The sequence below is a fragment of the Rhodococcus sp. NPDC056743 genome (assembly GCF_042790355.1).
In the GTDB taxonomy this organism is placed as follows: domain Bacteria; phylum Actinomycetota; class Actinomycetes; order Mycobacteriales; family Mycobacteriaceae; genus Rhodococcus_F.
On sequence record NZ_JBHTZI010000001.1, the window covers coordinates 547,066 to 573,574 of the forward strand.

Consider the following 26,509-nt stretch of genomic DNA (forward strand, 5'->3'; position numbering starts at 1 on the left):
GGTGATGGTCATGGAGGCAGTGCGACTGACCGGAGTTTTGGCTGATCGGGACACGTGGCAGGCCACGCATTGCTCGATCGGGCGCGCAATGGAAGTGGTCGGCACGAGGTCGGCGATGCTGATTCTGCGTGAGGCTTATTACGGCACGACCCGTTTCGACGATTTTGCGTCGCGGGTCGGCATCACCGAAGCGGTGGCGTCGGCGCGCCTGAAGGATCTCACTGCCGCCGGCATTTTCGAGCGTCAGCCGTACAAAGAGCCGGGGAAGCGCACCAGGCATGAGTACGTGCTCACCGAGATGGGGCGGGATTTGCTGCCGGCGGTGTTGGCGCTCATGCAATGGGGCGATAAGTACCTGCACGATGGCCGGGGTGGGCCGCTCAATGTTGCCGACGACAGCACCGGTGAGCCGGTGACGGTCGAGGTGCGCAACCAATCCGGCGACGTCGTGCCGCTGGGGGAGTTGCGGGTATCCGTGAACGGTGCTCGAGTCCGCAGATAATCTCGAATCGTTGAATTTCGCTGTGCATCAATGGCTCTCGAGTGCCAATTATCGAAACCTGCCCGATATATCCCTTGATTCGAATGGGTGTTCGAGTATACTTAGGTCACGGGTGGGGAGGCCTTGATGACGGTTTTTGATTCTATTGCGGTGGGGGATGTTGTAGCCGGTTCGGCTGTGGGTGTGCGTGGCAGGTTGTGGCGGTTGCGCCCGTCCGAGGTTCGTGATGTTGCGGTGTCGGTGTCTGCGGAAATTCTTCGGTTGGAAGCGATTAGGGTTGCCGCGATCGACGAGCTGGCACTGAATCCGGATGAGCAGGTGCTGTGTTACCGCGGTGTGGGTCGGTGGTTGGCGGCGAATACGATGCTGCAGAACGCGGCCGGCAACAGGATCGCTGCTCTCGGTGCCGCACTGCGGGCATTTCCCGATATTGCTGTGCAGTTCGAGGCGGGTGACCTGTCGTTCGATCATGCGGCGTTGATCGCCGCGTTCTGTGAATCCCCACCGAAGGGGATGCCGGAGAGCGCGTTACTGCTGAGCCTGAAAACTCTTCTTGCCGCTGCGTCCGGGGTAGAAGCGACGACGGTGAAGGTGCGGTATGCGATTGCTGTTTTGGAGCGGATTTTCGAGTCCGACGAGCCTCCGCCCGGTGAGGACGACGATCTGAATGCGCTACGCATCGCGCCGACATTGAACGGTCGGGTGGCGATCAAGGGCGATTTCGACGCACTCACCGGTGAAATGCTGTTATCGGCGCTGTCGGGGTTGTCGATGCCCAAACCCGCTGCGGACGGGACTCCGGATGCGCGGTCGGCAGCGAAACGTACCGCCGACGCGTTCACGGAGTTGATCCGCCGCTATCTGGACAACGCCGCCACCGGTGTGGATGGTGGTCAGCGTCCGCATGTGAATGTGCACATCACCGCGAAAGATCTTGCCGAGCATCGGGAATGCGCCACTATGCGAGCCGACAGTGATGACGAACCTGATCTGGATGACGAGTCTGTGTTCGAGGATCTCGATGTCGGCTACATGCCCTGGATGGGACCACTGAGCGTCAGCAAAACCCGGATGCTCGCGTGTGACTGCATGCTCTCGACGGTGTTGATGGACGGCAACGGCGCACCGCTGGATGCGACACCGCTCAAGCGTCTCGTCACAGCCGAACAACGCATCGCGTTGATTGCCCGGGACAAGGGCTGCGCCTTCCCGAACTGTGATGCCGTTCCGGCGTGGTGCGACGCGCACCATATAGAACCCTGGTCAACGGGCGGTTTGACGGTGATGGACAACCTCGTGTTGCTCTGCCGCAGCCACCACACGTTGATGCACAGCACATCAGGGTTCCGCGGTATCTGGGAAATCAAGATGGGTTCCGATCACAAACCCTGGTTCATTCCACCAGCAGCGATCGACCCGAAACAACGACGCCGACGTTCCACCACCCGCCAAGGCCCCGTCCACCGAGACTGAAACCGGCTCTGCCGGAACCACGTACCGCGTGAAGGCTTCGCATCACCAGCTAAGACGATGCGAAGCCCACACCCATGCACTAGCTCAATGACTTCTTGAACCCGATGTGTGAGGCGACAAAGCCGAGGCGTTCGTAGAACTCGTGAGCTTCGGTACGCGTCTGGTCGGAGGTGAGTTGAGCGAGGAACGCGCCGCGCCGGGCACCTTCTTCACACGCCCACCGCAGCATCGCGCTCCCGATACCCTGGCTGCGGTGATCCTCGTGCACCCGGACGGCTTCGATCTGCATCCGCGTTGCGCCCATCCGGCTCAGTCCGGGGATGAAGGTCAGTTGCACGGTACCGATCACGTTGTCGTCGGCCGTGGCGACGACAAGTAGGAGGTGTGCGTCGTCGGCATCGATTTTCTCGAATGCTTTTTCGTAGATCGTCCGTGCGTCGGGGTTGGTTGTTTCACGAGTGGAACCGATGGGGTCGTCGGCCAGAAGGTCCACCAGGGTACCTACGTCGCGAAGCTCTGCCTTTCGGATGGTGTAGACCGAATTGCCGCACTCTATCGACGCCGAAATCATCAGTGGTGCTCCTGTGAAAAAAGTAATAGACCGAAATGTCAGGTTCTCATGTCGTCGTTCGCCATAGTTCGGAAGGGTGCGATCTGGGTCACGTCCGGATCTCGCTACGTCCAGAAACGCATCAACGAATTGCCGACCGCCGCGTAGTACCGGGATACCCCGCTGAGCTCGAAGATCCAATAGATCGTGTCGAAAAAGATCACCTGGATCTGAGGGACGAAGAGAATCGCGACAAGTAGGAGTAATCCATACGGTTTGAACTGGTCGAGTTGGGCGCGGGTCGAGGGTTTCAGGAACGGTTCGACGGCGCCGTAGCCGTCGAGTCCTGGAACCGGCAACAGGTTGAGGACAGTGGCCATCACCTGCAGGAACGCGAGGAAACTCAACCCTGCCCAAAATGTCAGATGTTCGGTTCCGGATCCATACGTACGTATGACGATAAGCAGGACTATGGCAGCGAGGGCGTTGGTTGCCGGACCCGCCAGGGAGATGCGGGCCTGGACCTTGGGTGTGAACATCCCGGTGCGCAGATAGACAGCACCGCCGGGTAGGCCGATACCGCCCATCGCGATGAACAACACCGGGAGTCCGATCGAGAGCAAAGGATGGCTGTACTTCAACGGATTGAGCGTCAGGTATCCACGAGCCGCGACGTCGGTGTCGCCGTGGCGCCACGCGAGAAAGGCGTGCGCAAACTCGTGAAGACAGAGAGTCACCACCCAACCGGCCACAACAAGAACAAAAACCGCGGCCCGGCCGGACACGGAACCCATTTCGGAATTCCAGGCAACAACGCCGCCGAGAACAGTGACAGCCACGACCCCGAAGAAGACAGGGCTCGGCCGCACTGCTGACCTCGCAGCGCCGGTTCTCACCGGACCAACAACCAGGTCTTGTCGTGGCGGTAGAACGTCGACCGTTTGAGGTCCCGGGGGTTCGGAATTCCGTCGCGCACGAGGTGGGCAGCGGGCGCTCCCAGTTGGACAGCTCGACCTTCCAGCCATCGCCGTCCCGCCCAGCGACTGCGGCGATCGACGGATGCCCGGATGCCCGGCAGCTTGGGGCTGGGAACTATCCGAACGCCCGGCACAGTTCCCGAGAAGAGTTTGTTGTCGTCCACGTACGCCTCTCCGACCAATTCCTCGGTCCCGCCGGGCCCGGTGATCGTGGCAGCACCGACCAACGCTATCCCAGCGTCGTCGCGGATCAACGGCACGACGTGCGTGGTGCCTTTGAGTGCTGCGCGGGCAGCTTTTGCGCCCGTGGACAGCTTGTAGGCATCGGTGGCGTCCGACCGATTCTCCGTGACGTAGGCAAGTTCGACGTCCAACAGTTCGAGACGCATCAATCGCGTCAGTACAGCAGCAAACGCCGCGTCCGTGCCGACCACTATCAAGCGGGGAACGGAGACGACCTTCAGTTGTGCCACGACCTCGCTGAAGTCATCTTTTTCGGGCACCTCCGGCAGCGCGAACGACGTGACCTCGCCCAACGGGAGAGGCACTGGTGAATCGCCACATCTGAGTACCACGGGGGTCAACGCGCGCTCCTAGCTCGATCAAGACTTTGTCGGCGGTGGTCGCACCACCGACACCGCTCACCTGGCTGGGGAACAGTCGTCAGAATTGCAGACCACGATCCTAATGCGACGTCGGGTACCGGCCGACAACTGCGACAACAACGAGCCGATTTCTGGACCGAAGGGTTTGATCCTGCGCTCTGGGCTAGACTTCTCCTTCGGTCACTGCAACAGCTCGGCTGCACAAGAGTGCGCGGATACAGGCAGTACCAATGCGGCGGGACAACTGCTGCACGTCGACCGTAGGAGACAACGTCATGCCGGCAATCGTCCTGATCGGCGCCCAGTGGGGCGACGAAGGTAAGGGCAAAGCTACAGATCTACTGGGCGAGCAGCTTCAGTGGGTCGTGCGATACCAGGGCGGCAACAATGCCGGACACACCGTAGTTCTGCCGAACGGTGAAAAATTCGCACTGCACCTCATCCCGTCCGGAATCCTCACACCGGCCGTCACCAACGTCATCGGAAACGGCGTCGTGGTGGATCCGGGAGTGCTGCTCACCGAGCTCGCGGGCCTGGAATCGCGCGGCGTGGACACGTCCCGCCTGCTGCTTTCCGCCGATGCGCACCTGATCATGCCGTACCACGTGGCCATCGACAAGGTCACCGAGCGCTTCCTCGGGGCCAAGAAGATCGGCACCACCGGTCGCGGAATCGGCCCGTGCTACCAGGACAAGATCGCTCGCGTCGGCGTGCGCGCAGCGGATGTTCTGGACGAGAAGATCCTGACTCAGAAGGTCGAGGCGGCACTCGAATTCAAGAACCAGGTGCTGGTCAAGATCTACAACCGCAAGGCGCTTGATCCCCAGCAGGTGGTCGAAGAAGTTCTGACGCAGGCCGAGGGTTTCAAGCATCGCATCTCGGACACGCGACTCGAACTCAACCTCGCTCTCGAGCGCGGCGAGACCGTCCTGCTCGAGGGTTCACAGGGAACACTGCTCGACGTCGACCACGGCACATACCCGTACGTGACGTCGTCCAACCCCACTTCCGGTGGCGCAGCGGTTGGTTCGGGCATCGGCCCCACCAAGATCACCACCGTTCTCGGAATCCTGAAGGCGTACACCACACGCGTCGGCTCGGGCCCGTTCCCGACAGAACTGTTCGACGAGTTCGGTGTGTACCTGGCCGACAAGGGTGGCGAGGTCGGTGTCACCACCGGTCGTGGCCGCCGCACCGGCTGGTTCGACGCCGTGATCGCCCGCTACGCAACGCGCGTCAACGGCATTACCGATTACTTCCTGACCAAGCTCGACGTGCTCAGCAGTCTCGAGACGGTCCCGATTTGTGTCGCTTACGACGTCGACGGTGTCCGCCACGACGAAATGCCGATGTCGCAGACTGACATTCACCACGCCAAGCCCATCTACGAAGAGATGCCGGGTTGGTCCGAGGACATCTCGAAGGCGCGCACGTTCGAGGAACTTCCGCAGGCGGCGCAGAACTACGTGCTTCGCCTCGAAGAATTGTCGGGTGCGTTCATGTCCTGCATCGGTGTCGGTCCGGGTCGCGACGAGACGATCGTTCGCCGCGAGGTCATCCGCTAGAGATTGTTTGTCGAAATCCCCGTTCCTTTCAAACAGGCGCGGGGATTTCGTGTTTCAGGCGCGCTTCGCCAAATGCTCGGTGACGGCCGTCCAGTCGGGAAAGTCGGTGGTGCCGAACTGGATCCACTCGCCCTCGAACTTGTCTGCGCCGTTGGCGCCGCGATCGTCGACGAGGAAGTCGCCTCGGTTGAGGTGCTTGTGGTGCGAGAGGATCAACCGCTTGTACGCGACGCTGCCTTCCTCCAGTCCGAGGTGTTCCTGGACCCACAAGACCTTGTCGTGCCACGCGGTGGCGTTCTTCCAGGGCGCAGTCGACAGGATGTAGGTGTCGAACTGCTGCGCAAGCTGGTGGTACGCCTCGATCGCGCCGTCGAGGGGATCCATTCGAGAAAAGATGTGTGGGGCCTCGTCGAGGTCGTTTTCGAATTTCCTGCGCACGTTGTCGGTAAGACGATCGATACCGGACTGGAAGTTGACCAGCGTGTTGTCGAGGTCGATATAGAGAATCTTCTTGGAACCAGACATCTTGGATTCAGGCATGAGTGCCTTTCTTCGAGCAGAAAGAGTCCAGTTTTATCGAACTGGACTGAGATCAATGAATTCTTCCCCCTCATCACAATTGCACGGGGGTCCGACAGAGTTGGTCCCGGACCGTTCGCCGACCTCGCCGAAGATGCCGCCGAGGGGTGCTGCCAGGCGAAACTGTTCCACTCGAATGTACGTACCTTCACCTTCTGCCGGCGCAAAAAAGTACACGACGGCTACAAAGAGTCCGATGCCGATAAGCGTTGCGAAGGTAGTCATGAACCCATCATCAGGTCCACTGGTATTGAATTACATAGCCAAGTGCTCGATACTGGACCGCATGATGACTCGAGTTCTCGGTGCCCGTTCCCTCGCGCGTGATCTTGGGTCCTGGCAGGAGGAATCGGGACGGCGTCCCGCCTACCGTGCGCTCGCCGACGGTATTCGCCTGCTCGTGCACGACGGGCGGGTGCCACTGGGCGTGGCTCTGCCGAGTGAGCGTGAACTCGCAACCGTGCTCGAACTGAGTCGAACCACGATCACGTCGTCGTACTCGGTTCTGCGGGACGAGGGGTATCTGATCAGCCGTCAGGGTTCACGCAGTACCGTCGCGTTGCCGGCCGGCGCTCGGCCGAACGGCCTGATGTTCCGCCAGCACCAACCCGGACCGAGTGGTGCCGTCGTCGATCTCAGCTATGCCGCGATGGCTGCTCCGGCGGAGCAGGTGCAACAGGCGTATGCGTCTGCGCTGGAGTCACTTCCACAGTTCCTGCCCACGCACGGTATGGAGCCGATCGGCATCGGTGAGCTGCGAGATGTCATTGCCCGTCGTTACACGGAACGTGGTCTACCTACAACGCCCGAGCAGATCATGGTGACCTCCGGCGCCCAGCATGCTTTGCGGTTGTTGTTGTCGGTGCTCACTTCTCCCGGTGAACGGGTGCTGGTGGATCACCCCACGTATCCCAATGCGCTGGAAGCGATTCGGCGCAACGGAGCCAGACCTGTCCCGGTTCCGGTCCGTCCGGAGTTTGCCGCCGCCGGAGCCTGGGATCTCGAAGGAATCCGCAGTGCCGCAAGGCAAACCGCGGCACGCATGGCCTACCTGATTCCCGACTTTCACAATCCGACGGGACTGTGCATGGATTCCGCCGGCCGCGCGGAACTTGCCAAGATCGCACACGAGACGCGGATGACGCTTGTTGTCGACGAGACCATGGTGGACCTGTGGCTCGATGCGCCGCCGCCCGCGCCGGTGGCAGCGCACGGCCGCGGCGCCGCCAAGACGGATGTCGTGACCCTCGGTTCCACCGCGAAGTCGCTGTGGGGTGGCTTGCGCGTCGGCTGGATTCGGGCCGATCCGGCATTGATCACACAGTTGGTGGGCGCTCGCGCGGCTGTCGACCTCGGTACTCCAGTGATGGATCAGCTTGCCGCGGCGTATCTTCTCGCCGACGACCACTCGCTGCTCGACGAGCGTCGCGCGGTGCTCCGTGAGCAACGATCGGTTCTGCTCGACGCGGTAGCCGAGCGGCTCCCGGACTGGCGTCCCACCATCGGCTCGGGCGGAATGTCGGTGTGGATGCGCATGTCGGCACCCGTGTCGACGGCCTTGGCGGCGGTGGCGCCCAACTTCGGAGTGCTTCTCGCAGCCGGCCCGAGATTTGGCGTCGAAGGTGCTTTCGAGCGGTTCATCCGCGTGCCGTACGCCCGGTCGTCGGAAGATCTGATCCGGGGCGTTGCGTCCATCGCCGCTGCATACGACACCCTTGCCACCGATCGGGATGCTGCAGACCAGCGCCTCGTCGTCGTCTGAGCGGCTAGCCTGCGCTCGCTGGGGTACCCACCTGGAAACGAAGGTGAATCCAGGAGGTTTCGATGGCAACCGTCGAGGGAGTCAATGCAGAGGGAGCAGGCGCAGGGGGAACCGGCGCAGAAGGTGTCAGCGAATCGGAGGACGTCAGCACCTCGGAGGTCTTGGCGGAGCGAGTGTTCGCGGCTGCGATCGGTGCGGCAGAACTGCAAGCGATCTACCTCGGCGATCGGCTCGGCTGGTATCGCGCCCTGGCCGACTTCGGACCCCTCACGTCGACGGAACTGGCCGATCGGACCGCAACCGTGGAACGGTACGCCCGTGAATGGCTCGAACAGCAGGCTGTGGCCGGGTATCTGGACGTCGATACGGATGCCGACCGCCGATATACCTTGTCCGCAGCGCATGCCGCGGTACTCGTAGATCCGGACAGCCTGCTGTACGTGGCGCCGATGGCCCGACTGTTCGTGGCGACAACAACATCGATGCCGAGACTGCTCGACGCGTACCGCCACGGCGGCGGGGTGACCTGGGAGTCGATGGGAGTGGATGCCCGTGAGGGGCAAGCGCTGCTGAACCGCCCGATGTTCCTGCGCCAGTTGTGTCAGGAGTTTCTGCCGACCATTCCGGATTTGCACACCACGTTGACGGACGGGGCGAAGGTCGCGGATCTGGGGATGGGGGAGGGATGGTCATCTGTGGCACTGGCCATCGGATACCCGAAAGTCGAGGTCCATGGCTTCGACGTGGACGCGGCGTCGGTGGCTGCGGCGCGTCGGCATGCGAGCGACTACGGCGTAGACGAGCGTGTGCATTTCTCGTTGGTCGACGTGGCCGGTCAGGCTCCCGAGCAGGAGCGGGTGGAGTCGGGCACCTACGACGCTGTTTTTGCGTTCGAGTGTCTGCACGACGTGCCGGACCCGGTCGGGTTTCTGTCCACCGCCCGGTCGATCGCGCGTCCCGGCGCGCCGGTGATCGTCATGGACGAGCGCACTGCGAGTTCTTTCGATCCAGGCGCCGGGCAGGTGGAGCAACTGCTTTACGGGTACTCGCTGACTTGCTGCCTGCCGGATAGTCTCTCGCACCCGGGGAGCGTCGGGACGGGGACGGTCATGCGTAAGTCGACCCTCGAAAGTTTCGCTCTGGCAGCAGGTTTCGAAAGAGTGGATGTGCTGCCGATCGAGCACGAGTTCTTGCGGTTCTATCGATTGGGCTGACGCACTGTGCGCCTTTGTTAACCGCGGACGGTTAATAAAGGCGCACAGCAACCTAGGTCCAGACCGTGTCGATATCCGTTGCCTCACGTGCCGGTGCGGCCGGTACTCCTGCCGGGGTACGGGAGAAACGCGGCGCCGGAGCGTGCTGGGTGACGCCGTCGATGTCGAGGAGCGAGCCGCGCGCTGCGATGTGCTCGTTCGACGGTGCCTCGGCGAAGGTCAGGACCGGCGAGACGCAGGCGTCGGTGCCGAGGAAGATCTTGGCCCACTCGTCGCGCGACTTGGACAGGAACTTCTCGGTGAAGAGCGCCTTCATGTCGTCCCACTTGCTGGAATCCATCTGATGGGGAAGCGTCGACGGGTCCAGTTCGAGGCCTTCGAGGAGCAGTGCGTAGAACTGTGGCTCGATGGAACCGACGGCCATGTACTTGCCGTCGGAGGTCTCGTAGGTGTCGTAGAAGGGGGCGCCGGTGTCGAGGAGGTTGACGCCACGCTCGTCGGACCAGACGCCGCGGCCGCGGAAGGCCCACATCATGTGGGACAGGGCGAGGGTGCCGTCGACCATGGCGGCGTCGACTACCTGACCCTTGCCGGAGACCGAACGCTCGACCAGAGCGGAGAGGATGCCGAAGATCAGGAACATGGAGCCTCCACCGAAGTCGCCGACCATGTTGAGCGGCGGGACGGGACGCTCACCCTTGCGACCGATGGCGTTGAGGACGCCGGTGAGGGAGATGTAGTTGATGTCGTGTCCGGCTGCGTTGGCGAGGGGGCCTTCCTGGCCCCAACCCGTCATGCGGCCGTAGACGAGCCGAGGATTGCGCTCCGAGACCACGTCGGGTCCGAGACCCATGCGTTCCATGACGCCGGGGCGGAAACCTTCGATGAGGACGTCGGCCCGCTCGAGCAGATCGAGCACCTTGGCGACGTCGGCCGGATCCTTCAGGTTGGCTTCGACGACGCGGCGGCCGCGCTTGATCTGGTCGGAGGCGTTGGCGTCCTGTGGGATCTGGCCTGCGCGCTGCACGATGACGATGTCGGCGCCCATGTCGGCGAGAAGAGTCGCCGCGTGCGGTCCCGGTCCCAATCCAGCGAATTCCACGATCCGAATGCCCGCGAGCGGGCCCTTCTTCTCCACAGTTTCTGCAGACACACGAACTCCCAATTCAGACGGTGACAACACTTGTGACCCGACGGTAACCTGTCGGATCGATCAGGTGTGCTCCGGGGCACTGTGTCTACTGAGGGAGTCGTCGATCACTAGACGGCGGCGCCCTCGAACTGGGCGTTGTAGAGACGGAAGTACGCACCGCCATGGGCGATGAGCTGATCGTGGGTGCCTTGCTCGACGATCTGGCCTGCCTCCATGACCACGATCAGATCGGCATTGCGAATCGTGGACAGTCGGTGCGCGATGATGAAGCTTGTGCGGCCGACCCGCAGTGCTGACATGGCGTGTTGGACAAGCTGTTCCGTGCGAGTGTCGACCGAGCTGGTCGCCTCGTCGAGAATCAGCAGCGAGGGCTCGGACAGGAAGGCTCGGGCGATGGTGATGAGCTGCTTCTCGCCCGAACTGATGTTGGACGCTTCCTCGTCGAGCACGGTGTCGTAGCCGTCGGGCAGGGTGTGGATGAAGCGGTCAGCGAACGAGGCGCGGGCTGCGGCTTGGATCTCGGCTTCGCTGGCGCCGGTTCGCCCGTAGGCGATGTTCTCGCGGATGGTGCCGCCGAACAGCCACGTGTCCTGCAGAACCATGCCGACGTGCGCGCGGAGGTCGGCGCGCCGCATGTGTGCGATGTCGACGTCGTCGATCGTGATCCGGCCGGAGTCGACTTCGTAGAACCTCATGATGAGGTTCACCAACGTCGTCTTGCCTGCGCCGGTCGGGCCGACGATGGCAACGGTCTGTCCGGATTCGGCAGTGAGATTGACGTTCTCGATGAGAGGGACGTCCTTGTCGTACCGGAACGAGACGTTCTCGAACACGACCGTGCCAACGGTGCGATGGCGGCCGGCCTGCTCGGGTAGGACGGGGTTCGCGATGTCCGGAGTCTGCTCGGTTTCGTCGAGCAGTTCGAAGACGCGTTCCGCCGACGCGGCGCCGGACTGCAGGCTCGACGACATCGAGGCGATCTGGGTGAGCGGTGAGCTGAACTGACGGGAGTAGACGATGAAGGCCTGGACGTCGCCGAGCGACATGTTGCCGCTGGCCACCTTCAGGGCACCCACCACGGCGAGCAGCACGTAGGTGATGTTTCCGACGAAGTTCATGACGGGCATGATCAGACTGGACAGGAACTGGGCGCCGAACGATGCGTCGAGAAGCTTCTTGTTCTGCACCGCGAATTCGCGCTCGGCTTCGGTCTGATGCCCGTAGACGCGCACCAGATCGCGACCGCTGTAGGTCTCTTCGATCTGTGCGTTGATCTTGCCGGTCTCTTCCCACTGCGCTTTGAACAGGACCTGCGCGCGCTTGGCGACACGGGCCACCAACACGACCGATACGGGAACGGCGATGAGCGCGATGAGCGAGAGCATCGGCGAGATGACGAACATCATGGTGAGGACACCGATGACTGTCAGCACCGCGGTCAGCAGCGACGTCAGAGTTTGGGACAGGGTCGACGAGACGTTGTCGATGTCATTGGTGACGCGGCTGAGAACTTCACCGCGAGGCGTCTTGTCGAAGTACGGCAACGGCAGCCGGTGAATTTTTGCTTCGACCTCCGCACGCAACTTGTAGATCGTTTTCTGCACGATGATGTTGAGCAGGAACGCTTCCACCCAGGCGAGCAGTGACGCCATCAGGTACACACCGATGGCGATGACGATGACCTTGCCGATGGCGTCGAAGTTCAGTCCGACACCGGGGACGACGTCGGCCGAGTTCTGAACCAGATCCGCGAAGGTCGAATTACCGGATGCGCGAATCGCTTCGGCGGCTTCGTCACGACTGATGCCGGCCGGCAGGCTCTTGCCGATGAACCCGGCGAAGATGAGGTCGGTGACGTGGCCCAGGATCTTCGGGACCGCGACGGACAGCGAGATACTGCCGATCGTCGCGAGCACTACGACGAACACCGCGACCTTGTGTGGCTTCAGCAGGCCGAGCAGCCGTTTCATCGTGGCTTTGAACTGCTTCGGTTTGGTCGCCGGTGTGGTGGATGCAGGCTTCGGTGCCGGGGCGTCGGGCTTTGGCTCGTCGCCAGGGGGTGGTTCGACGGGTGGGGGACCGGCAGGCGGGGGCCCGGACTGCGATGGTTCTGCCTGACCTGGACCGGCCTGCGCTGGACCGTACTGGGGCGCAGTTTCGGCAGGCTGCGCTGTGTCCGGCTCCGCGGGGATCTTGGCAAAGACGACGGTAGGAGCGTCGTCGAAGTACTGGCGACTGCCCGGACCGAAACCGGGACCTTGCGGAATGGTCATGCGCTCATCTCCGCGGGGATCTGGGAGGCCACGATCTCTTGGTATGTCGGGCAATTGGCCAGCAGGAAGTTGTGGTCGCCGAGTCCGACGGGAGCGCCGTCCTCGAGAACCATGATCTGGTCGGCGTCGATGATCGAAGACACGCGTTGCGCGACGACGATGACGGTGCTGTTCGTCGTGATGGCGCGCAGTGCAGCGCGAACGGCCGCGTCGGTATGCATGTCGAGGGCTGAGAAGGAATCGTCGAAGATGTAGATCCGCGGTCGGCGGACGACGGCTCGGGCGATGGCCAAGCGCTGCCGCTGGCCGCCGGAGAGATTCGAGCCACCTTGGGCTATCGGGGAGTCCAGTCCCTGCGGAAGTTCCCGGACGAAGCCGTCGGCTTGCGCGACGGCGAGTGCCGCCCAGATGTCGTCATCGGTGGCCGACGGATTTCCGTACCGGATGTTGGTGGCGACAGTGCCGGCGAACAGGTAGGTCTTTTGCGGGACGTACCCGAAATTGGTGAAGAGTTCGTCCTGATCCCAGCCGCGAACGTCGAGTCCGTCGATCAGAACCGCACCGGCGGTGACGTCGAACAGTCGGGGGATGAGAGAGACGAGGGTGGATTTTCCGCTGCCGGTGCTGCCGACGATCGCGGTGACGGTTCCGGGTAGACATCGCATCGTCACACCGCTCAGAACCGGAGTGTCGGCACCGGGGTAGCTGAATCCGGCTCCACCGAATTCGACGACGCCGTAGGGGTTGGTAGGGCGAAGCGGTTGAGACGGCGCCGGCACCGATGGCTCCGTGTCGATCACCTCGGTGATGCGGTCGGCGCAGACGGCGGCCCGCGGAATCACGACGGCCAACATTGTTGCCATCACGACGGACATCAGAATCTGCATGACGTACGCGAGGAACGCGCTGATCTGTCCGATCTGCATGTCACCGGTGTCGACGAGGTGAGCGCCGAACCACATGACTGCAACGCCGGTCAGGTTCGCGATCAGCATGACCGTCGGCAGGAGAACGGCTTGGTATCGGCCGATGAGCAGCGCGGTGTCGGTCAATTCCTTGTTTGCCTGGTCGAAACGCATGGTTTCGTCGGGTTCGCGGACAAATGCGCGAATCACACGCATACCGGTGAGCTGCTCGCGAAGTGCGCGGTTGATCTTGTCGATGCGAGCCTGCATGGTCCGGAAGTGCGGAATGAGGCGGGCGACGACCACCGCGACGGTGATGCCCAGGAGCGGCACCGAAATGGTCAGGAGCCACGACATTTGCAGATTCTCGCGGAGCGCCATGACTATGCCACCGATGCACATGAGCGGTGCGCTGACGAGCATCGACGACGTCAGCATCACCAGCGTCTGGATCTGGAGGACGTCGTTGGTGTTTCTGGTGATCAAGGTGGGGGCGCCGAAACCGGCGAATTCACGGTCGGAGAAAGTGCCGACAGCCTTGTAGACGGCGGCCCGGACGTCGTGGCCGAAGCCCATCGAGGACTTTGCCGCCAGATACGTCGACGCGACCGAGGCGATGATCGACGCCAACGAGACCAACAGCATGATTCCGCCGGTGGACATGATGAATCCGGTATCACCGCGGGCGACGCCGTCGTCGATGATCCGGGCATTCAGGGTCGGCAGGATCAGCGACGCGATGGCACCGAACAGTTGCAGCGCCAGCACTCCCGCGAGCAACCAACGGTACGGCGGCAGGTACGCCTTGAGCAGCTTTGCTAACACGGCGATCCCGATCTGGTTGCCACGCGTTCAGGATTGATCACATGCACACGGTATGACAGATCGTGGTCGGCGCGGGCACCGACTCTTACCTTTGCGGCGCTTTGTCTCTTTCGACTGTGATCTCGATCACATCTCAATTTGAAGTTGAGTTCGAATCACATGTCTTGATCTGGACCTTTACAGATCATGTCAATCTGTCACGCGAGTCTTTGTCCTTAAACAAACTGGACGTCTGTATTTCGTATGACTACAAAGGCTCGTGGCGACCAAATGTGCGCCGCGTCATAAATCTCACGCAAGGAGCTCAGTAATGGGATCAGTCGAAAACCTTCTCGAGGCAAACGGTATGGGCTGGGGACTTCTCAAGCTCCTTCCGCTGGTGAACATGCTCAAGACCATCCAGGGGCTTGATTCCGCCAGTTCGAACTCCTGACGTTCGCGTGCACGGCAATCTTTCGCAACAACGCAGCTTTCGCAACGACACAGGAGTTGTCATATGACCTCGATCCAGAATCTCGACGCTTTCCTCAAGAGTCTTCTCGCCTTGGTGACCAAGGTGAATGCGGGATCGGCAGACTCGTCGGGTTCCACCGGTTCGGCCGCCGAGTAGATTTCTCCGGCCTTTCCGATCCATCAACTGCATTTCTGAGAAAAGAGGAACCGACATGGGTTCGCAAGAAGAGTTCAGCGCCGTCATCAAGAATCTGTTCCCGGTCCTCGAGGACCTGCTCACGGCCATCGGTGGTGGCTCGCTCACTCCGGGAACCGGCTCGGCTGCTGAAAAGTAATTCCTGAGAAGTAAGTCCCGTTTGTCCGAAAGTGTGGCTCACAATTGACTGTGAGTCACACTTTCTGCATTCAAGCTGTGATGTACATCACAAATCATGTTCGAATGTCCGTTTGATTATGCTTGTGAACTGCAGTTTTAGTGAATGGTGTTACTTCAAGTACTGGCTAGTAGCCATGTGATAGCTGGACAAGCGCTCTCCTGCGGTCTATAAATGCTGTCAGCGCCAATTAGTGCGCTGCATCACAGCACGGGATGCTGCAGGGGGCGACAGCGTATTTCACCCCTGAGCGGCATGAGTTCCCAGACTGTTTCGGTCACCGCCTGCGGCCGAAGCGTCGCTGAACATTTCACATCACCTCTACGCACCAGGAGAACTCCTATGTTCGGATCACTCAGCGCACTCGGACCCCTGCTCACAGCACTCGGCGTTTTCCTCAAGTCGGTAGACACCTCTTCGCTCGCGGGCGACTCGGGATCTTCGGGATCCAGCGGATCTGCTGAATAAGACCAACCGCTGAACAAGACCTATCAGGTGCCGAGTGCTCGGTACTGTGATGGTCGGTCACTTCGCATTGCCCTCTGACCACGTCATCGGTCAGAGGGCAATGTGGTGTGAACGTGACGATAAGATTCGGCAGTCGCCCGACACGCCTTTTCTGGAGCGACGGTGAGGTGACAAATGGCGAGAATGGGTCGAATAACGCGGCTGCTCGTTGTCTTTGTCGTTGTCCTGCTTGCCGCACTCATCGGAATTCTCACCCGACCGCCAGGACTGCTCGCGACGTTCTGGTGCGCAAACGCGTTGCTGCTGGGAATGATGGTGAGGTGGCCGGTTCTGATCGAGTGGCCCACGTGGATTGCCGCCGGCCTCGCCTATGTGAGCGCCGATCTGCTGACCGGCAACACCGTTTCGATGGCAATTCAATTGAACGGTGCAAACCTGATCGGGATTACGGTTGGTGTATTCCTGCTCCACTTCCTCAAACGAACTCCGTTCCGCCTGGTCGATTCGCAGTCTCTGATGTGGATGGTGGTCGTCTCCGGGCTCAGTGCTTGTGTGACCGCGACAGCGGCCGGGCTGATGGATTGGGTCTTTCGCGGTGACTCGTTTGCCGGCACGCTTGTTCACTGGGGCAGCACGGAGTTCATGGCCTATCTGCTGGTGCTGCCACTGATTCTGTCCATGACAATTCCGTCGAGCATTGCGGAGATCCGGAGTAAGACGACTGTCAGGGCAGTTCTGGCCATGGCGGTCCCGTTACTGGTTACCGCAGCCTGTATGCCGATCGCGCTCAGCATCGAAGGGCCGATTGCGCTTCTTCTTCCCATTCCCGCGCTGTTGTGGTGCGCTACCCGGATCTCGGTTCCGAGTACGGCGTTGGTTTCGGCAGTGTGGTCGGTGTGGTCGCTCATGATGGCCGACGCCGGCAGGTTGGCACTCGGGGAACAGGGTGACGCAAATGTGAACGAGGCGGTGATCACGTCCATAGCGGTCACTCTGGTTGCGTTGGGCCCCATTGCCGTGGCGTGCGCGACGCAGGAGCGCCGGGCCGCCGAGCGTGAGTTGTTCCGCGCCGTCGAATACGACAGCCTCACCGGGGTTCTCTCGCGCGGGCCTTTCCTCCGTCAAGCCGAAGAACGACTACAACACGCAACGCAGACGGCGTTGCCTGTCGGATTGCTGATGCTCGATCTCGACCATTTCAAAGCCGTCAACGACACGTACGGGCACATGGTCGGCGACAGTGTTCTCGCTGATTTCGGTGCGCGCATGACAGAACGACTCTCCGATGCCGATCTGGTCGGTCGACTCGGCGGTGAGGAGTTCGCAGTCTTGCTCGCCGGTTCCGGTTTCGCCCGTGCAACCGAAGTTGCCGAAGAGATCCGACATGCTCAGGTCCACGACTCGGCACGATCCGGGCATGACAGTACTGTCAGTGTCGGACTGGCCTGGACAGATGACGCGACGCCCACCTTGGCATCGCTGATGGCCTCCGCCGACGCAGCCCTGTACGAAGCCAAGCGCGCAGGCCGAAATGTCGTGAAAGCCCAGAACGTCAGTGGCGTCGTGCCCGAGCGGATCACCAGAACCGCGTGAGTTCCGTCATCGCGTCCTTTCAGACACGCTGACCTGCATCGGGATTGGCATATAGTCGCAGCCATGCAGCCTGATTCAACGCCGTCGCACCCTTCAGCACCGTCGCACCCTTCCGTGCTTCCGCTCCGTTTCGGCACACCGCTCACCGAGAACGCGATCAGAGTGATGGTGTTGGGATCCGGTGAACTGGGCAAGGAAGTTGTCATCGCGTTGCAGCGATTGGGTGTCGAGGTCATCGCGGTGGATCGGTACCCGAACGCACCCGGGCATCAGGTTGCACACCGGGCACACACCGTCGACATGACCGATCCCGATGCACTATTGGCGGTGATCGAACTCGAGAAGCCGCATTTTGTGGTGCCCGAGATCGAGGCAATCGCGACCGACGCGCTGGCCGTCGTCGAAGCACGAGGTGAGACCGTAGTCATTCCCACGGCCAGGGCAACACAGTTGACCATGAACCGGGAAGGTATCCGGCGGCTTGCGGCCGAGGAATTGGGCTTGCCCACCTCGCCGTATGCGTTCGCGGATTCACTCGAGGAGGTTCGCGCTGCCACCGAACTCACCGGATTCCCGTGCGTGATCAAGCCCGTCATGTCGTCCTCGGGCAAAGGGCAGTCGACGGTGCGTACTGCCGATGAACTTGCGGCAGCGTGGGATTACGCGATGGCCGGTGGGCGTGTCAATCGTGGCCGGGTCATCGTCGAGGGTTTTGTCGATTTCGATTACGAGATAACACTATTGACGGTTCGGGCAGTCGGCAGTAGCGGCGAGGTCGAAACGTCGTTCTGTGAACCTATCGGTCACCTGCAGCAGTCGGGAGATTACGTCGAATCCTGGCAACCGCAGCAGATGTCGGCGCTCGCCCTCGCGGCCGCTCGCGAGGTGTCCGAGAAAGTCACATCGGCGCTCGGCGGTCGCGGAATCTTCGGCGTCGAGTTGTTCGTCAAGGGCGACAACGTGTACTTCTCCGAGGTGAGCCCACGTCCGCATGACACCGGCCTGGTCACGCTGCGCACCCAGCGGCTCTCCGAATTCGAATTGCACGCCCGCGCCATCCTGGGACTCCCGGTCGACACGACGCTCACCTCACCGGGGGCTTCAGCTGTCATCTACGGCGGTGTCGAAGCGCAGGCGATCGGATTCGACGGCGTCGCAGAGGCTCTCGCGGTTCCCGAGACCGATCTTCGGCTGTTCGGTAAGCCGGAAAGTTTCACGCGTCGACGGATGGGCGTTGCCGTCTCCGCTGCCGCAGATGTCGATACTGCTCGCTCTCGTGCACGCGAAGCGGCGTCGAAGGTTCGCCCCGTCGGATGAGTCCGGCTGCGGAAGTTGTTGTCGGGTTGGCGATTCTGATCGGGCTGGTCGGCGTGGTTGTGCCGATCATTCCGGGAACGTTGCTCATCGCGGCAGCAATTCTGGTGTGGGCGTTGATGACCGGTGGCGCGACCGCGTGGACGGTGTTCGCGTTGGCGGCATTGGCCCTGGTGGTCACCGGCGTAGTGAAGTACACGTGGCCCGGTCAGCGAATGCGGGCCGGGGGAGTGCCGAACCTGTCCGTGATGGTGGGCGGGATCGTCGGCATCATCGGATTTTTTGTCGTTCCGGTGGTGGGTCTGTTTCTCGGTTTCATCATGGGAACGTACGTCGCTGAACTAGCGCGCTTGCGTAACGTCAACATCGCGTGGGCATCGACGCTTCACGCGGTGAAAGCAGTGGGGTTGTCGATGGTGGTCGAGTTGTTCGGTGCGCTGGTCGCCGCGGGGCTCTGGTTGGGCGCAGTCATTTTCGTGTGAACAGTCGTTTTCGTGTGAGCGCTCGTTTTGGGATAAGAACTGGCCCGTTCACAGCGATACCACGCTCGGGCGTTGCCACCCATTACCGCCGGAAGGTCGTCCCCGACGGCGTCCGCGATCACGTCGAGGTCGTGGATCTCGAAGGCCCGGCGGGCGCGGGTTCCGGGCAGGTCGGTGCCGAACATCAGTGCCTGAGGATTGACGGCGTGGATCTGACGGAGCACATCGCCGACATCGGAGATGGTGGTGCGTCCGAATCCGGTGGCTTTGACTCGCACTCCGCGATCTACCAGATTGAGGAGGTACGGCAGACCGCGCGTCGACATGCCCAGGTGGTCGATCGACACGGCCGGCAGCTTTGCAAATACCGGCTCGAGCGAGAGAAGTAGGGTCGCGTCGACGTAGAACTCGGCGTGCCAGCCGACCAGATCGAAAGCCCGGTTGGCCAGATCGGCGAGTTGACGCAGATCCGTTGCACCGCGTCGGAGATTGAATCGGACTGCGCGAACACCGAGCGCGTCGAGGTCGACTATCTCTTTGTCGCTGACGTCGTCACCGAGTGCCGTGACGCCAACCCAGCCGGGGCCGAGTTCCGCGAGTGCAGTTTTGAGGTACTCCTGATCAGTGCCCTGGTACGACGCCGTCACCACGGCTCCGCCGTCCACACTCAGCCCTTCGAGCGCCGCCACCCTGGACCGGTAGTCGGGGACGGTGAACGGCTCGGGCAGGTAGCCGTGATTCTCGACCAGCGGAAAGCGCGGGTCGATGATGTGAACATGGGCGTCAAACACGTCATTCATTTTGCACGCTGTCACTATGACCTCGAACAGACGATCGGCCCGATGTGACCTGGATCGCTCCTGGGAGTAATTTCGGTCATATCGGGCCGATCGGTCTGTTCTACCTGGTGTTTAGGCCTTCTCTGGTTCCGAGGCCTTCAGCATGTCGTGGCGTTCGACAACCTTGATGCGCTCGCGGCCTTCGGGCTCGCCGAGGCTGCGCTCGTGCGCGTCGAGGCGATACCAGCCCTGCCACGTCGTGTACGGCACCTGCTTGCCTTCGAGGAATTCGATGACGGCGTTCTCGTCGGGGTGTGCGGCGCCGGTGAAGGTGGCCGAGTCCTCGAGCAGATTCGCGACGGTTTCGTTGGCGTCACCCTTGGTGTGGCCGATGAGGCCGACGGGGCCGCGCTTGATCCAGCCGGTGACGTAGGTGGCCGGCATGAACCGGGCCGCGCCTTCGGCGGTGTCGTCGGCGACAACGCGCCCGGCGTCGTTGGGGACGGTTCCGGCCTGGTCGTCGAAGGGCAGCTGAGTGACGTTCTGCGACAGGTAGCCGACCGCGCGGTACACGGCCTGGACGTCCCAGTCCTTGTAGGTGCCGGTGCCCTTGACGTTGCCGGTGCCGTCGAGTGCTGTGCGCTCGGTGCGCAGGCCGACAACCTTGCCGTCTTCACCGAGAACCTCGGTGGGGGATTCGAAGAAGTGCAGGAACAGCTTGTGCGGGCGGTTTCCGACGTCGCGGATTGCCCAGTCCTGCAGGGTGTTCGCGACCATGTCGACCTGCTTGGAGTTGCGTCGAGCCTGCTCGGAGCCCTCGTCGTAGTCGATGTCCTCGGGGTCGACGATGACCTCGATGGTGGGGGAATGGTCGAGTTCACGCAGTTCGAGCGGCGTGAACTTGGCCTGCGCGGGGCCGCGTCGTCCGAAGACGTGGACCTCGACGGCCTTGTTGTTCTTGAGGCCCTCGTAGACGTTGGCAGGAATCTCGGTGGGGAGCAGTTCGTCGCCGGTCTTGGCGAGGACGCGCGCGATGTCGAGGGCGACGTTGCCGACGCCGAGGACGGCAACCTTCTCCGCAGTGAGGGGCCATTCGCGGGGGACGTCGGGATGGCCGTCGTACCAGGAGACGAAGTCGGCGGCGCCGTAGCTGCCGTCGAGGTCGATGCCCGGGATGCCGAGCGCGCGGTCCGCGTTGGCGCCGGTGGAGAAGATGACGGCGTCGTAGAACGACTGCAGGTCGTCGAGGGTGATGTCGGTGCCGTAGTCGATGTTGCCGAGGAGGCGAACCTGCGGCTTGTCGAGAACCTTGTGCAGGGCGGTGATGATGCCCTTGATGCGCGGATGATCGGGTGCGACGCCGTAGCGGATGAGACCGAAGGGCGCTGGCATGCGCTCGAAGAGGTCGATGCTGACACCGCGGCCGGAGACTGCGGTATCGGACTTCATGAGGGCATCGGCGGCGTAGATGCCGGCGGGGCCGGCGCCGACGATCGCGACCCGGAGTGGGCGGTTGGAGTCAGTCATCGTAAAGACAGCTACCTTCTTCGAAGTTCGGACAACGTATCGACAAGTATCCAATTTAGCCGAACCTAAGCACCGTGGAGTGTTTGCGGTTCGGCCCGGTTCACCTTTTCACTCGAACGGGCGCCGGTAAACCGTTTCTTTCTGTTAATTCTCCTGCAAGTGCGGTTCGAAGCGGTAGGGGTCCGTCACTTGACGGGCCACAAGCTGAGTTTGTGGGGGACTATTGGATTCATGACTGACCAGCGTGACGATTCCGGCAACTCCGAAACCAAGAGAGCCTCAGCGGGGCCGTTCATCCTGGCAGTGGCAATTGTCGCGCTGATCCTCGGCGGAATCTTCGTCTCGTCCTGGCTGTCGCCGGCCGACGAAAACGTTACCGCTGAGGACCGCATCAGCCGTGTGGTTGCGGACTACGTCGCCGCTCACAACGAAAACGACACCAAGACGCTGCAGAGCCTGACCTGCGCGAACTTCGATCCGAAGACCGGGCCGCTCGCCGATTCCGAAGGTGACGTCGAGATGCAGGGCATCAACCAGTCCTCCATCAGTGGTGACCGCGCTACCACCGACGTTCGGCTCTCCGGCGGCGGCCAGGATCAGCGTGTCGAGGTCTGGACGCTCACACGCGACGGCGACAGCTGGAATATCTGCACCTGATCGCCCACACAATCCGGTCTTGTGAAAACATGGACAACGTGAGTTACGCAGGCGATCTGACGCCGGAGCAAGCCTGGGAGCTGCTCCGCGAAAACCCCGAAGCAGTGCTCGTTGACGTGCGCACCGACGCTGAGTGGAAGTACGTCGGTATCCCCGATGTCACCTCCCTCGGCAACTCGGCTGTGCAGATCGAATGGGTGAGCTACCCGAACGGTGCACGCAACGACAACTTCATCGACGAGTTGAAGGAATCCGGTGTTGTTCCTGGGTCCGGGAAACCCGTGATCTTCCTGTGTCGATCCGGTCAGCGATCGATCGGGGCTGCAGAAAGTGCGACAGCGGCGGGCATCGGTCCGTCGTACAACGTGCTCGACGGGTTCGAAGGCGGCTTGGACGCCGACGGACATCGTGGAGTTGTAGGTTGGCGGGCCATCGGCCTGCCGTGGAGGCAGCAGTGAGCGGAATTCCCCAGGGCGGCGCATTTCAACGGGCGTTGCCGGACGACGTCGGTCTCGGCACACTCGGTGTTCGCGGTGGATTGATGCGAACGGGCTTCGAAGAAACCTCCGAAGCGCTGTTCCTCAACTCCGGATTTGTCTACGAGAGTGCAGAAGCCGCCGAACAGGCCTTCACCGGTGAAGTAGACCATTTTGTCTATTCCCGCTACGGCAATCCGACGGTCAAGATGTTCGAAGAGCGTCTGCGTCTCATCGAGGGTGCGGAAGCGTGCTTTGCGACGGCCAGCGGAATGTCGGCTGTATTCACGGCATTGGGCGCGTTGTTGGGCAACGGAGACCGGTTGGTCGCCGCGCGCAGTCTCTTCGGTTCCTGCTTTGTGGTGTGCAACGAAATCCTCCCGCGCTGGGGAGTCGAGGTCGTTTTTGTCGACGGCGAAGACAACGCGCAGTGGGAAGAAGCGCTCTCGGTGCCCACCACGGCGGTGTTCTTCGAAACCCCGTCCAACCCGATGCAGTCTTTGGTGGACGTACGACGCGTCTCCGAACTTGCGCATGCCGCCGGTGCAAAGGTGGTGCTGGACAACGTCTTCGCGACGCCGCTCCTGCAGCGCAGCTTCGATTTGGGTGCCGACGTCGTCGTGTACTCCGGAACCAAGCACATCGACGGTCAGGGTCGTGTTCTCGGCGGCGCGATCCTCGGAACCGAGGAATACATCAGCGGTCCCGTCCGAGAGTTGATGCGGCACACCGGACCTGCGCTCAGCCCGTTCAATGCGTGGACTCTGCTCAAGGGGCTAGAGACCATGCCCGTTCGCATTCGGCATTCCGTGGCATCGGCCCTCGAGATCGCCGAATTCCTGGAAGCGCACCCCGGCGTCAAGTGGGTGAAGTATCCGTACCTGACCTCGCACCCGCAGCACGAGCTCGCGAAGTCTCAAATGAGCGGCGGCGGAACAGTTGTCACCTTCGAGCTCAATGCTCCCGACGGCGACGGCAAGAAGCGGGCGTTCGAGGTTCTCAACGGACTCGAGGTCATCGATATCTCCAACAACCTCGGTGACTCCAAATCTTTGATCACCCATCCCGCTACCACCACTCATCGGGCCATGGGTCCGGAAGGCCGTGCGGCAGTGGGTCTTACGGATGGCGTGGTTCGTCTGTCCGTCGGCCTCGAAGACACTGTAGATCTGCTGGCTGATCTGAAGCGGGCGCTCGGGTAGTTGTCGGCACAGATCCAAAATCGCTCTGTTCGTGCAGTACTGACGAACAGAGCGATTTTTGTTATTCGATCGGTTGCTGTTGGGTGACCAGCTTGAACGACGGAATCGAAATGCTCTGATTCTGACCGCCATTGTCATTGCTTCGCATGAACTGGAAAAGAACGACGACGTTGATGACCTGACCGTTGTAGTCGCTCGTGAAGTCTGTGATGTCCGCGTTGGAACTGTCGGACAGGAAGACGGTCACGTCCAGGTACGGCGCCAGTGCGCCGCCGATTGTCCCGGTTTGTGCGACCACGTCTGCCTGCAGGCGAGGACCTGTGGCAGACACCTTCGAATTGCAGGAGTAATAGATGTCCTGACCGGGGAAGGTTCGGAAGGTCGAGATGTCTGGGATCGCTGTATAGGGAGCCGTATCGAAGTTGCGGTAGAACCATCCTGTGGCATTGGGTCCGCCGGGTCCTAAGGTGCATGGTCCGAGGGATAGAGTGCCGGCAGTCACCGTCTTGGACAACACTGTTGCGGAATCGTTCCACGATGCAAGCGTGCCACTTCCACCGAGAAGCACGGTGATCGCCGCGGTTGCTGCCAGGGCACCCTTGAGCTGTTTCTTCATTTGCTCACCAGCGCAGAAATTTCGGCGGGCAACTCTCCGGTAGGCGACGTCGACGTCCACAGCCCCGCGACCTGACTGACCTTGCGAGGTCCGCTGGATTCGAGGATCCACAATTCGTCGGTGCCGGTGAGCCAGTGCACCGTGTCGCCCGGCTCGATGCCGGTGCGGAAGACCTCGGTTCCCGACGCATCGGTGATCGACAAAAACTGGCCCGTGCCATCAGTATCTGTCGCAGCAAAGTAGTTGCCCGAATCGCTCGGTACTCCCACCGGGACAGCCGTTGTCGTCGTCGGCGGGGCAGTGGTAGTAGCAGTGGTCGTGGTTGGCGGAGTAGTGGTTGTGGTCGGCGCGGTCGTTGCTGTAGTTGTCGTTTCGGTGGTGGTAGTCGGCATCGGCGAAGATTCTGTAGCCGAGGTCGATGTGTTTGGTGTCGTTTCGCCGGCCGATGTAGTTGTGGGTGCGGGCGTAGTCGTCGAGGTTGGCGCGGGGGTGTCGGCGGGAGCCAGGCGAGCTGCAAACCCGGCCGGAACGGTCTGCGCACCTTCTTTGACACACTTGGTTCCGGCCAGTGTCCCGACGGTGAGGGGGACGGGGAAGAACGTGGTTGACACCAGCGAGCCGATCTTGGTGTATATCTCGGCCGTGTACGCCCCGTCAGCAAGTAGTCCGAGGATGCCGACGCTTACTGACGTGGTGAGGGCGTTGATGTTGTCCGTTGTGCTAGCAATGGCCGAGGGGCTGTTTTGCCGAACGATGACCTTGTACGTGTAGGGGCCGCCGCCAGGTGCAGTCCAGGTGAGTGTGGCGCTCGCTGCCAGTCCGAAGAGGCTCACAGTTGTACAGGTAACACTAGGTACTCGTGGAGCTGTGGCTACAGAGAAGGTTGAAGCGGCCGCAGCCGTGTCCTGAAATGCTGCCGCGGTCCCCACCGTCTGTGAGATGCCGAGCGACACGGACACCAGCGTTACTCCGGCAATCACGGTTTTCGCGAGCGTGCTGGATCGGGTTGTGCCGGAAGAAGTATCGGACGGTGAGGAGAAGGCGTGTCTATTTGCAGTCTCGATGCTCTCGCCAGTCGGGGGAGCAGGCCGGTTCGGCCGAGGCCCGCCGGGTCTGAAGGCGATCGTCAACAAGATTCCGGCGAGAACGCCGCCGAGAAAGACCCCGATCGGTCCGGATAGCCAGGACACCACGTAGCCGAGTTTGTCGACACTGAAGAGTATGCGATCTACGGATGTGGCGAAGTACGTCTCGACATCCGGTTCGGCGTTGGCGTCGCCTTTCAGCGTCAGGACAACGCCGTCAGACTGCGGCGCAATTCCGTAGACGCGGTGAGTAATCCGAGTGCCCTGAGTATTGATCACGCTGACAACGTCACCGACGGCAATTTCGTCGGCGGGTGTCGTTCGAGAGAATGCCAATGCACCAGTGCTGATCTCAGGTTCCATGGAGCCGGAGCGGAATACGAGAGGTGTGATCCCGAGAAACAAGCTTGCCGCTGCGATTGCGATGCACAGAACTCCGGCGCACGCGCCGATCGTGAGCGCAAGGTCCCGCACGCGACCGCGTCGATGTGAATTCTTCTCTCGAGTCATGGCGCACTCACGCTGACGTTGCAGTGAAGTTGAATGTAACTGTCACAGTGGTGCCTTGGACTGTCGTCGGCGCTGCGGCGTCCAACGTTACGAGAAAGCAGATGTCGTCGACGCCGGTGGTGGCGATCAGCGGACGGGCGCCGATGATGTTTGCGCTGGTACCCCCGCTCACGAGGGAAGTATTTGCGATGATCGACGTTCCGCTGCAGGTTCCGACGTTGCTGGCGTTGGCTGCGGTCCCTCCCCCGTATGTCGAGACTTTCAGGTACGGAGCGAGGGTAGATGTCGTCGATGTTGCATTGGCGGTGTAGTTGAAGGCCACAGAGCCTTTGTTCTGAACTGGCAGCATGGCTGCAATGCTCTGTCCCGGGGACATACCGGTTTTCGTCAGTGCTGTGAATGCGTATGCGGTGGGGTTTCCTTGAGCTCCGTTCAGTTGGAGGTCGATAGCTCCCGTGGTGAATGCACCCGAGGTAGCGGTGGCTGTGTCGGTCCACGCGGCCATAGTTCCGACCGCCCCTGTTCCCAGAACCATCCCGAGTGCGAGTAACGCTCGAACCCTTGCACTGCTGAGCATTGTTCGGACTCGA

General features: G+C 61.6%; 26 protein-coding genes. 13 read left to right on the forward strand and 13 right to left on the reverse strand.

The genetic code is table 11. From position 1 onward, the window contains the following. Positions 1 to 10: 10 nt before the first annotated feature. Both ACFRFQ_RS02335 and ACFRFQ_RS02340 read left to right on the forward strand, forming a co-directional pair. Positions 11 to 502 (forward strand): winged helix-turn-helix transcriptional regulator, encoded by a 492-nt coding sequence (locus tag ACFRFQ_RS02335; RefSeq protein WP_378652607.1) that lies wholly within the window; start codon positions 11 to 13, stop codon positions 500 to 502. A 126-nt stretch (positions 503 to 628) separates the two neighbouring features. Beyond that, positions 629 to 1,975, forward strand: a complete 1,347-nt coding sequence (locus tag ACFRFQ_RS02340; RefSeq protein WP_378652610.1) for a DUF222 domain-containing protein — start codon at positions 629 to 631, stop codon at positions 1,973 to 1,975. 79 nt (positions 1,976 to 2,054) lie between these two features. Here the strand turns inward: ACFRFQ_RS02340 and ACFRFQ_RS02345 are convergent, their stop codons facing one another. From ACFRFQ_RS02345 to ACFRFQ_RS02355, 3 genes are all read right to left on the reverse strand, one after another. Continuing rightward, positions 2,055 to 2,546, reverse strand: coding sequence for a GNAT family N-acetyltransferase (locus tag ACFRFQ_RS02345; RefSeq protein WP_138869940.1), 492 nt, complete (start codon positions 2,544 to 2,546; stop codon positions 2,055 to 2,057). A gap of 104 nt (positions 2,547 to 2,650) precedes the next feature. Beyond that, positions 2,651 to 3,421 (reverse strand): site-2 protease family protein, encoded by a 771-nt coding sequence (locus tag ACFRFQ_RS02350; RefSeq protein ID WP_378652613.1) that lies wholly within the window; start codon positions 3,419 to 3,421, stop codon positions 2,651 to 2,653. Beyond that, on the reverse strand, positions 3,418 to 4,077 hold the full coding sequence (locus ACFRFQ_RS02355; protein WP_378653504.1) for a hypothetical protein: 660 nt from the start codon (positions 4,075 to 4,077) through the stop codon (positions 3,418 to 3,420). Before ACFRFQ_RS02355 ends, ACFRFQ_RS02350 begins: the two co-directional genes overlap by 4 nt. Before the next feature lie 305 nt (positions 4,078 to 4,382). Between ACFRFQ_RS02355 and ACFRFQ_RS02360 the strand changes: the two genes are divergently transcribed. Further along, positions 4,383 to 5,672, forward strand: coding sequence for an adenylosuccinate synthase (locus ACFRFQ_RS02360; RefSeq protein WP_033235650.1), 1,290 nt, complete (start codon positions 4,383 to 4,385; stop codon positions 5,670 to 5,672). Positions 5,673 to 5,726: 54 nt separating this feature from the next. Here ACFRFQ_RS02360 and ACFRFQ_RS02365 read toward each other — a convergent pair whose 3' ends face one another. Next, on the reverse strand, positions 5,727 to 6,197 hold the full coding sequence (locus ACFRFQ_RS02365; RefSeq protein WP_378653507.1) for a hypothetical protein: 471 nt from the start codon (positions 6,195 to 6,197) through the stop codon (positions 5,727 to 5,729). A 48-nt stretch (positions 6,198 to 6,245) separates the two neighbouring features. Next, positions 6,246 to 6,476, reverse strand: a complete 231-nt coding sequence (locus ACFRFQ_RS02370) for a hypothetical protein (protein ID WP_378652615.1) — start codon at positions 6,474 to 6,476, stop codon at positions 6,246 to 6,248. Between the two features lie 61 nt (positions 6,477 to 6,537). Between ACFRFQ_RS02370 and ACFRFQ_RS02375 the strand changes: the two genes are divergently transcribed. Together ACFRFQ_RS02375 and ACFRFQ_RS02380 are read left to right on the forward strand one after the other, a co-directional pair. Next, complete coding sequence (locus ACFRFQ_RS02375; RefSeq protein ID WP_378652617.1) at positions 6,538 to 8,013, forward strand: PLP-dependent aminotransferase family protein; 1,476 nt, start codon at positions 6,538 to 6,540, stop codon at positions 8,011 to 8,013. A gap of 62 nt (positions 8,014 to 8,075) precedes the next feature. Next, positions 8,076 to 9,227, forward strand: coding sequence for a class I SAM-dependent methyltransferase (locus ACFRFQ_RS02380; protein ID WP_378652620.1), 1,152 nt, complete (start codon positions 8,076 to 8,078; stop codon positions 9,225 to 9,227). A 52-nt stretch (positions 9,228 to 9,279) separates the two neighbouring features. Here the strand turns inward: ACFRFQ_RS02380 and ACFRFQ_RS02385 are convergent, their stop codons facing one another. The 3 genes from ACFRFQ_RS02385 to ACFRFQ_RS02395 form a co-directional block, all read right to left on the reverse strand. Further along, positions 9,280 to 10,380, reverse strand: coding sequence for a CaiB/BaiF CoA transferase family protein (locus ACFRFQ_RS02385; RefSeq protein ID WP_378652623.1), 1,101 nt, complete (start codon positions 10,378 to 10,380; stop codon positions 9,280 to 9,282). A 107-nt stretch (positions 10,381 to 10,487) separates the two neighbouring features. Continuing rightward, positions 10,488 to 12,653 (reverse strand): ABC transporter ATP-binding protein, encoded by a 2,166-nt coding sequence (locus tag ACFRFQ_RS02390; protein ID WP_378652625.1) that lies wholly within the window; start codon positions 12,651 to 12,653, stop codon positions 10,488 to 10,490. Then, entirely contained in the window at positions 12,650 to 14,383 is a 1,734-nt protein-coding gene (locus ACFRFQ_RS02395; RefSeq protein ID WP_378652628.1) for an ABC transporter ATP-binding protein, read from the reverse strand. The genes ACFRFQ_RS02390 and ACFRFQ_RS02395 overlap by 4 nt, the downstream gene beginning before the upstream one ends. A gap of 310 nt (positions 14,384 to 14,693) precedes the next feature. Between ACFRFQ_RS02395 and ACFRFQ_RS02400 the strand changes: the two genes are divergently transcribed. The 5 genes from ACFRFQ_RS02400 to ACFRFQ_RS02420 all read left to right on the forward strand — a co-directional run bounded on the left by ACFRFQ_RS02400 (position 14,694) and on the right by ACFRFQ_RS02420 (position 19,067). After that, positions 14,694 to 14,816: a hypothetical protein gene (locus ACFRFQ_RS02400; protein WP_378652631.1), complete on the forward strand. Its 123-nt coding sequence runs from the start codon at positions 14,694 to 14,696 to the stop codon at positions 14,814 to 14,816. Between the two features lie 232 nt (positions 14,817 to 15,048). After that, positions 15,049 to 15,171 carry a hypothetical protein gene (locus ACFRFQ_RS02405; RefSeq protein ID WP_378652634.1) on the forward strand — a complete coding sequence of 41 codons (123 nt, stop codon included), beginning with the start codon at positions 15,049 to 15,051 and terminating at the stop codon, positions 15,169 to 15,171. Between the two features lie 681 nt (positions 15,172 to 15,852). After that, positions 15,853 to 17,271, forward strand: a complete 1,419-nt coding sequence (locus ACFRFQ_RS02410) for a diguanylate cyclase (RefSeq protein ID WP_378652637.1) — start codon at positions 15,853 to 15,855, stop codon at positions 17,269 to 17,271. 63 nt (positions 17,272 to 17,334) lie between these two features. Then, positions 17,335 to 18,588 carry a formate-dependent phosphoribosylglycinamide formyltransferase gene (gene purT, locus ACFRFQ_RS02415; protein WP_378652639.1) on the forward strand — a complete coding sequence of 418 codons (1,254 nt, stop codon included), beginning with the start codon at positions 17,335 to 17,337 and terminating at the stop codon, positions 18,586 to 18,588. Next, the gene (locus ACFRFQ_RS02420; RefSeq protein ID WP_378652642.1) at positions 18,585 to 19,067 is read left to right on the forward strand and encodes a DUF456 domain-containing protein; all 483 of its coding nucleotides are present in this window, start codon (positions 18,585 to 18,587) and stop codon (positions 19,065 to 19,067) included. The genes purT and ACFRFQ_RS02420 overlap by 4 nt, the downstream gene beginning before the upstream one ends. Here ACFRFQ_RS02420 and ACFRFQ_RS02425 read toward each other — a convergent pair. Together ACFRFQ_RS02425 and ACFRFQ_RS02430 are read right to left on the reverse strand one after the other, a co-directional pair. Then, positions 18,971 to 19,858 carry an amidohydrolase family protein gene (locus ACFRFQ_RS02425; RefSeq protein ID WP_378653510.1) on the reverse strand — a complete coding sequence of 296 codons (888 nt, stop codon included), beginning with the start codon at positions 19,856 to 19,858 and terminating at the stop codon, positions 18,971 to 18,973. The two genes, ACFRFQ_RS02420 and ACFRFQ_RS02425, sit on opposite strands and share 97 nt — an antisense overlap. A gap of 120 nt (positions 19,859 to 19,978) precedes the next feature. Continuing rightward, positions 19,979 to 21,373 (reverse strand): FAD-dependent oxidoreductase, encoded by a 1,395-nt coding sequence (locus ACFRFQ_RS02430; protein ID WP_378652644.1) that lies wholly within the window; start codon positions 21,371 to 21,373, stop codon positions 19,979 to 19,981. Between the two features lie 231 nt (positions 21,374 to 21,604). Here ACFRFQ_RS02430 and ACFRFQ_RS02435 point away from each other — a divergent pair, with 231 nt between their 5' ends. From ACFRFQ_RS02435 to ACFRFQ_RS02445, 3 genes are read left to right on the forward strand one after another with little or no spacing between them, the layout of a single operon-like run. Beyond that, positions 21,605 to 22,030 carry a hypothetical protein gene (locus ACFRFQ_RS02435; protein WP_378652647.1) on the forward strand — a complete coding sequence of 142 codons (426 nt, stop codon included), beginning with the start codon at positions 21,605 to 21,607 and terminating at the stop codon, positions 22,028 to 22,030. A gap of 38 nt (positions 22,031 to 22,068) precedes the next feature. Next, entirely contained in the window at positions 22,069 to 22,488 is a 420-nt protein-coding gene (locus tag ACFRFQ_RS02440) for a rhodanese-like domain-containing protein (RefSeq protein WP_138873359.1), read from the forward strand. Next, positions 22,485 to 23,708, forward strand: a complete 1,224-nt coding sequence (locus tag ACFRFQ_RS02445) for an O-succinylhomoserine sulfhydrylase (protein WP_378652649.1) — start codon at positions 22,485 to 22,487, stop codon at positions 23,706 to 23,708. The genes ACFRFQ_RS02440 and ACFRFQ_RS02445 overlap by 4 nt, the downstream gene beginning before the upstream one ends. A 61-nt stretch (positions 23,709 to 23,769) precedes the next feature. On the opposite strand, the gene ACFRFQ_RS02450 is transcribed toward ACFRFQ_RS02445, so the two are convergent. The 3 genes from ACFRFQ_RS02450 to ACFRFQ_RS02460 are packed head-to-tail and all read right to left on the reverse strand — an operon-like array spanning position 23,770 to position 26,496. Beyond that, positions 23,770 to 24,324: an alternate-type signal peptide domain-containing protein gene (locus ACFRFQ_RS02450; RefSeq protein WP_378652652.1), complete on the reverse strand. Its 555-nt coding sequence runs from the start codon at positions 24,322 to 24,324 to the stop codon at positions 23,770 to 23,772. After that, entirely contained in the window at positions 24,321 to 25,919 is a 1,599-nt protein-coding gene (locus ACFRFQ_RS02455) for a signal peptidase I (RefSeq protein ID WP_378652655.1), read from the reverse strand. The genes ACFRFQ_RS02450 and ACFRFQ_RS02455 overlap by 4 nt, the downstream gene beginning before the upstream one ends. A 7-nt stretch (positions 25,920 to 25,926) precedes the next feature. Beyond that, positions 25,927 to 26,496: a SipW-dependent-type signal peptide-containing protein gene (locus ACFRFQ_RS02460; protein WP_378652658.1), complete on the reverse strand. Its 570-nt coding sequence runs from the start codon at positions 26,494 to 26,496 to the stop codon at positions 25,927 to 25,929. Positions 26,497 to 26,509 lie beyond the last annotated feature (13 nt).

What these genes read in the sequence shown, in the direction of transcription:
- ACFRFQ_RS02405 (WP_378652634.1), top strand. Translation starts at nt 15,049, where the DNA reads ATGGGTTCGCAAGAAGAGTTCAGCGCCGTCATCAAGAATCTGTTCCCG.
- ACFRFQ_RS02360 (WP_033235650.1), top strand. Translation starts at nt 4,383, where the DNA reads ATGCCGGCAATCGTCCTGATCGGCGCCCAGTGGGGCGACGAAGGTAAG.
- ACFRFQ_RS02335 (WP_378652607.1), top strand. Translation starts at nt 11, where the DNA reads ATGGAGGCAGTGCGACTGACCGGAGTTTTGGCTGATCGGGACACGTGG.
- ACFRFQ_RS02370 (WP_378652615.1), bottom strand. Translation starts at nt 6,476, where the DNA reads ATGACTACCTTCGCAACGCTTATCGGCATCGGACTCTTTGTAGCCGTC.
- ACFRFQ_RS02420 (WP_378652642.1), top strand. Translation starts at nt 18,585, where the DNA reads ATGAGTCCGGCTGCGGAAGTTGTTGTCGGGTTGGCGATTCTGATCGGG.
- ACFRFQ_RS02430 (WP_378652644.1), bottom strand. Translation starts at nt 21,373, where the DNA reads ATGACTGACTCCAACCGCCCACTCCGGGTCGCGATCGTCGGCGCCGGC.
- ACFRFQ_RS02460 (WP_378652658.1), bottom strand. Translation starts at nt 26,496, where the DNA reads ATGCTCAGCAGTGCAAGGGTTCGAGCGTTACTCGCACTCGGGATGGTT.
- ACFRFQ_RS02345 (WP_138869940.1), bottom strand. Translation starts at nt 2,546, where the DNA reads ATGATTTCGGCGTCGATAGAGTGCGGCAATTCGGTCTACACCATCCGA.
- ACFRFQ_RS02400 (WP_378652631.1), top strand. Translation starts at nt 14,694, where the DNA reads ATGGGATCAGTCGAAAACCTTCTCGAGGCAAACGGTATGGGCTGGGGA.
- ACFRFQ_RS02435 (WP_378652647.1), top strand. Translation starts at nt 21,605, where the DNA reads ATGACTGACCAGCGTGACGATTCCGGCAACTCCGAAACCAAGAGAGCC.
- ACFRFQ_RS02410 (WP_378652637.1), top strand. Translation starts at nt 15,853, where the DNA reads ATGGCGAGAATGGGTCGAATAACGCGGCTGCTCGTTGTCTTTGTCGTT.
- ACFRFQ_RS02340 (WP_378652610.1), top strand. Translation starts at nt 629, where the DNA reads ATGACGGTTTTTGATTCTATTGCGGTGGGGGATGTTGTAGCCGGTTCG.
- ACFRFQ_RS02365 (WP_378653507.1), bottom strand. Translation starts at nt 6,197, where the DNA reads ATGTCTGGTTCCAAGAAGATTCTCTATATCGACCTCGACAACACGCTG.
- purT (WP_378652639.1), top strand. Translation starts at nt 17,335, where the DNA reads ATGCAGCCTGATTCAACGCCGTCGCACCCTTCAGCACCGTCGCACCCT.
- ACFRFQ_RS02390 (WP_378652625.1), bottom strand. Translation starts at nt 12,653, where the DNA reads ATGACCATTCCGCAAGGTCCCGGTTTCGGTCCGGGCAGTCGCCAGTAC.
- ACFRFQ_RS02450 (WP_378652652.1), bottom strand. Translation starts at nt 24,324, where the DNA reads ATGAAGAAACAGCTCAAGGGTGCCCTGGCAGCAACCGCGGCGATCACC.
- ACFRFQ_RS02380 (WP_378652620.1), top strand. Translation starts at nt 8,076, where the DNA reads ATGGCAACCGTCGAGGGAGTCAATGCAGAGGGAGCAGGCGCAGGGGGA.
- ACFRFQ_RS02455 (WP_378652655.1), bottom strand. Translation starts at nt 25,919, where the DNA reads ATGACTCGAGAGAAGAATTCACATCGACGCGGTCGCGTGCGGGACCTT.
- ACFRFQ_RS02375 (WP_378652617.1), top strand. Translation starts at nt 6,538, where the DNA reads ATGATGACTCGAGTTCTCGGTGCCCGTTCCCTCGCGCGTGATCTTGGG.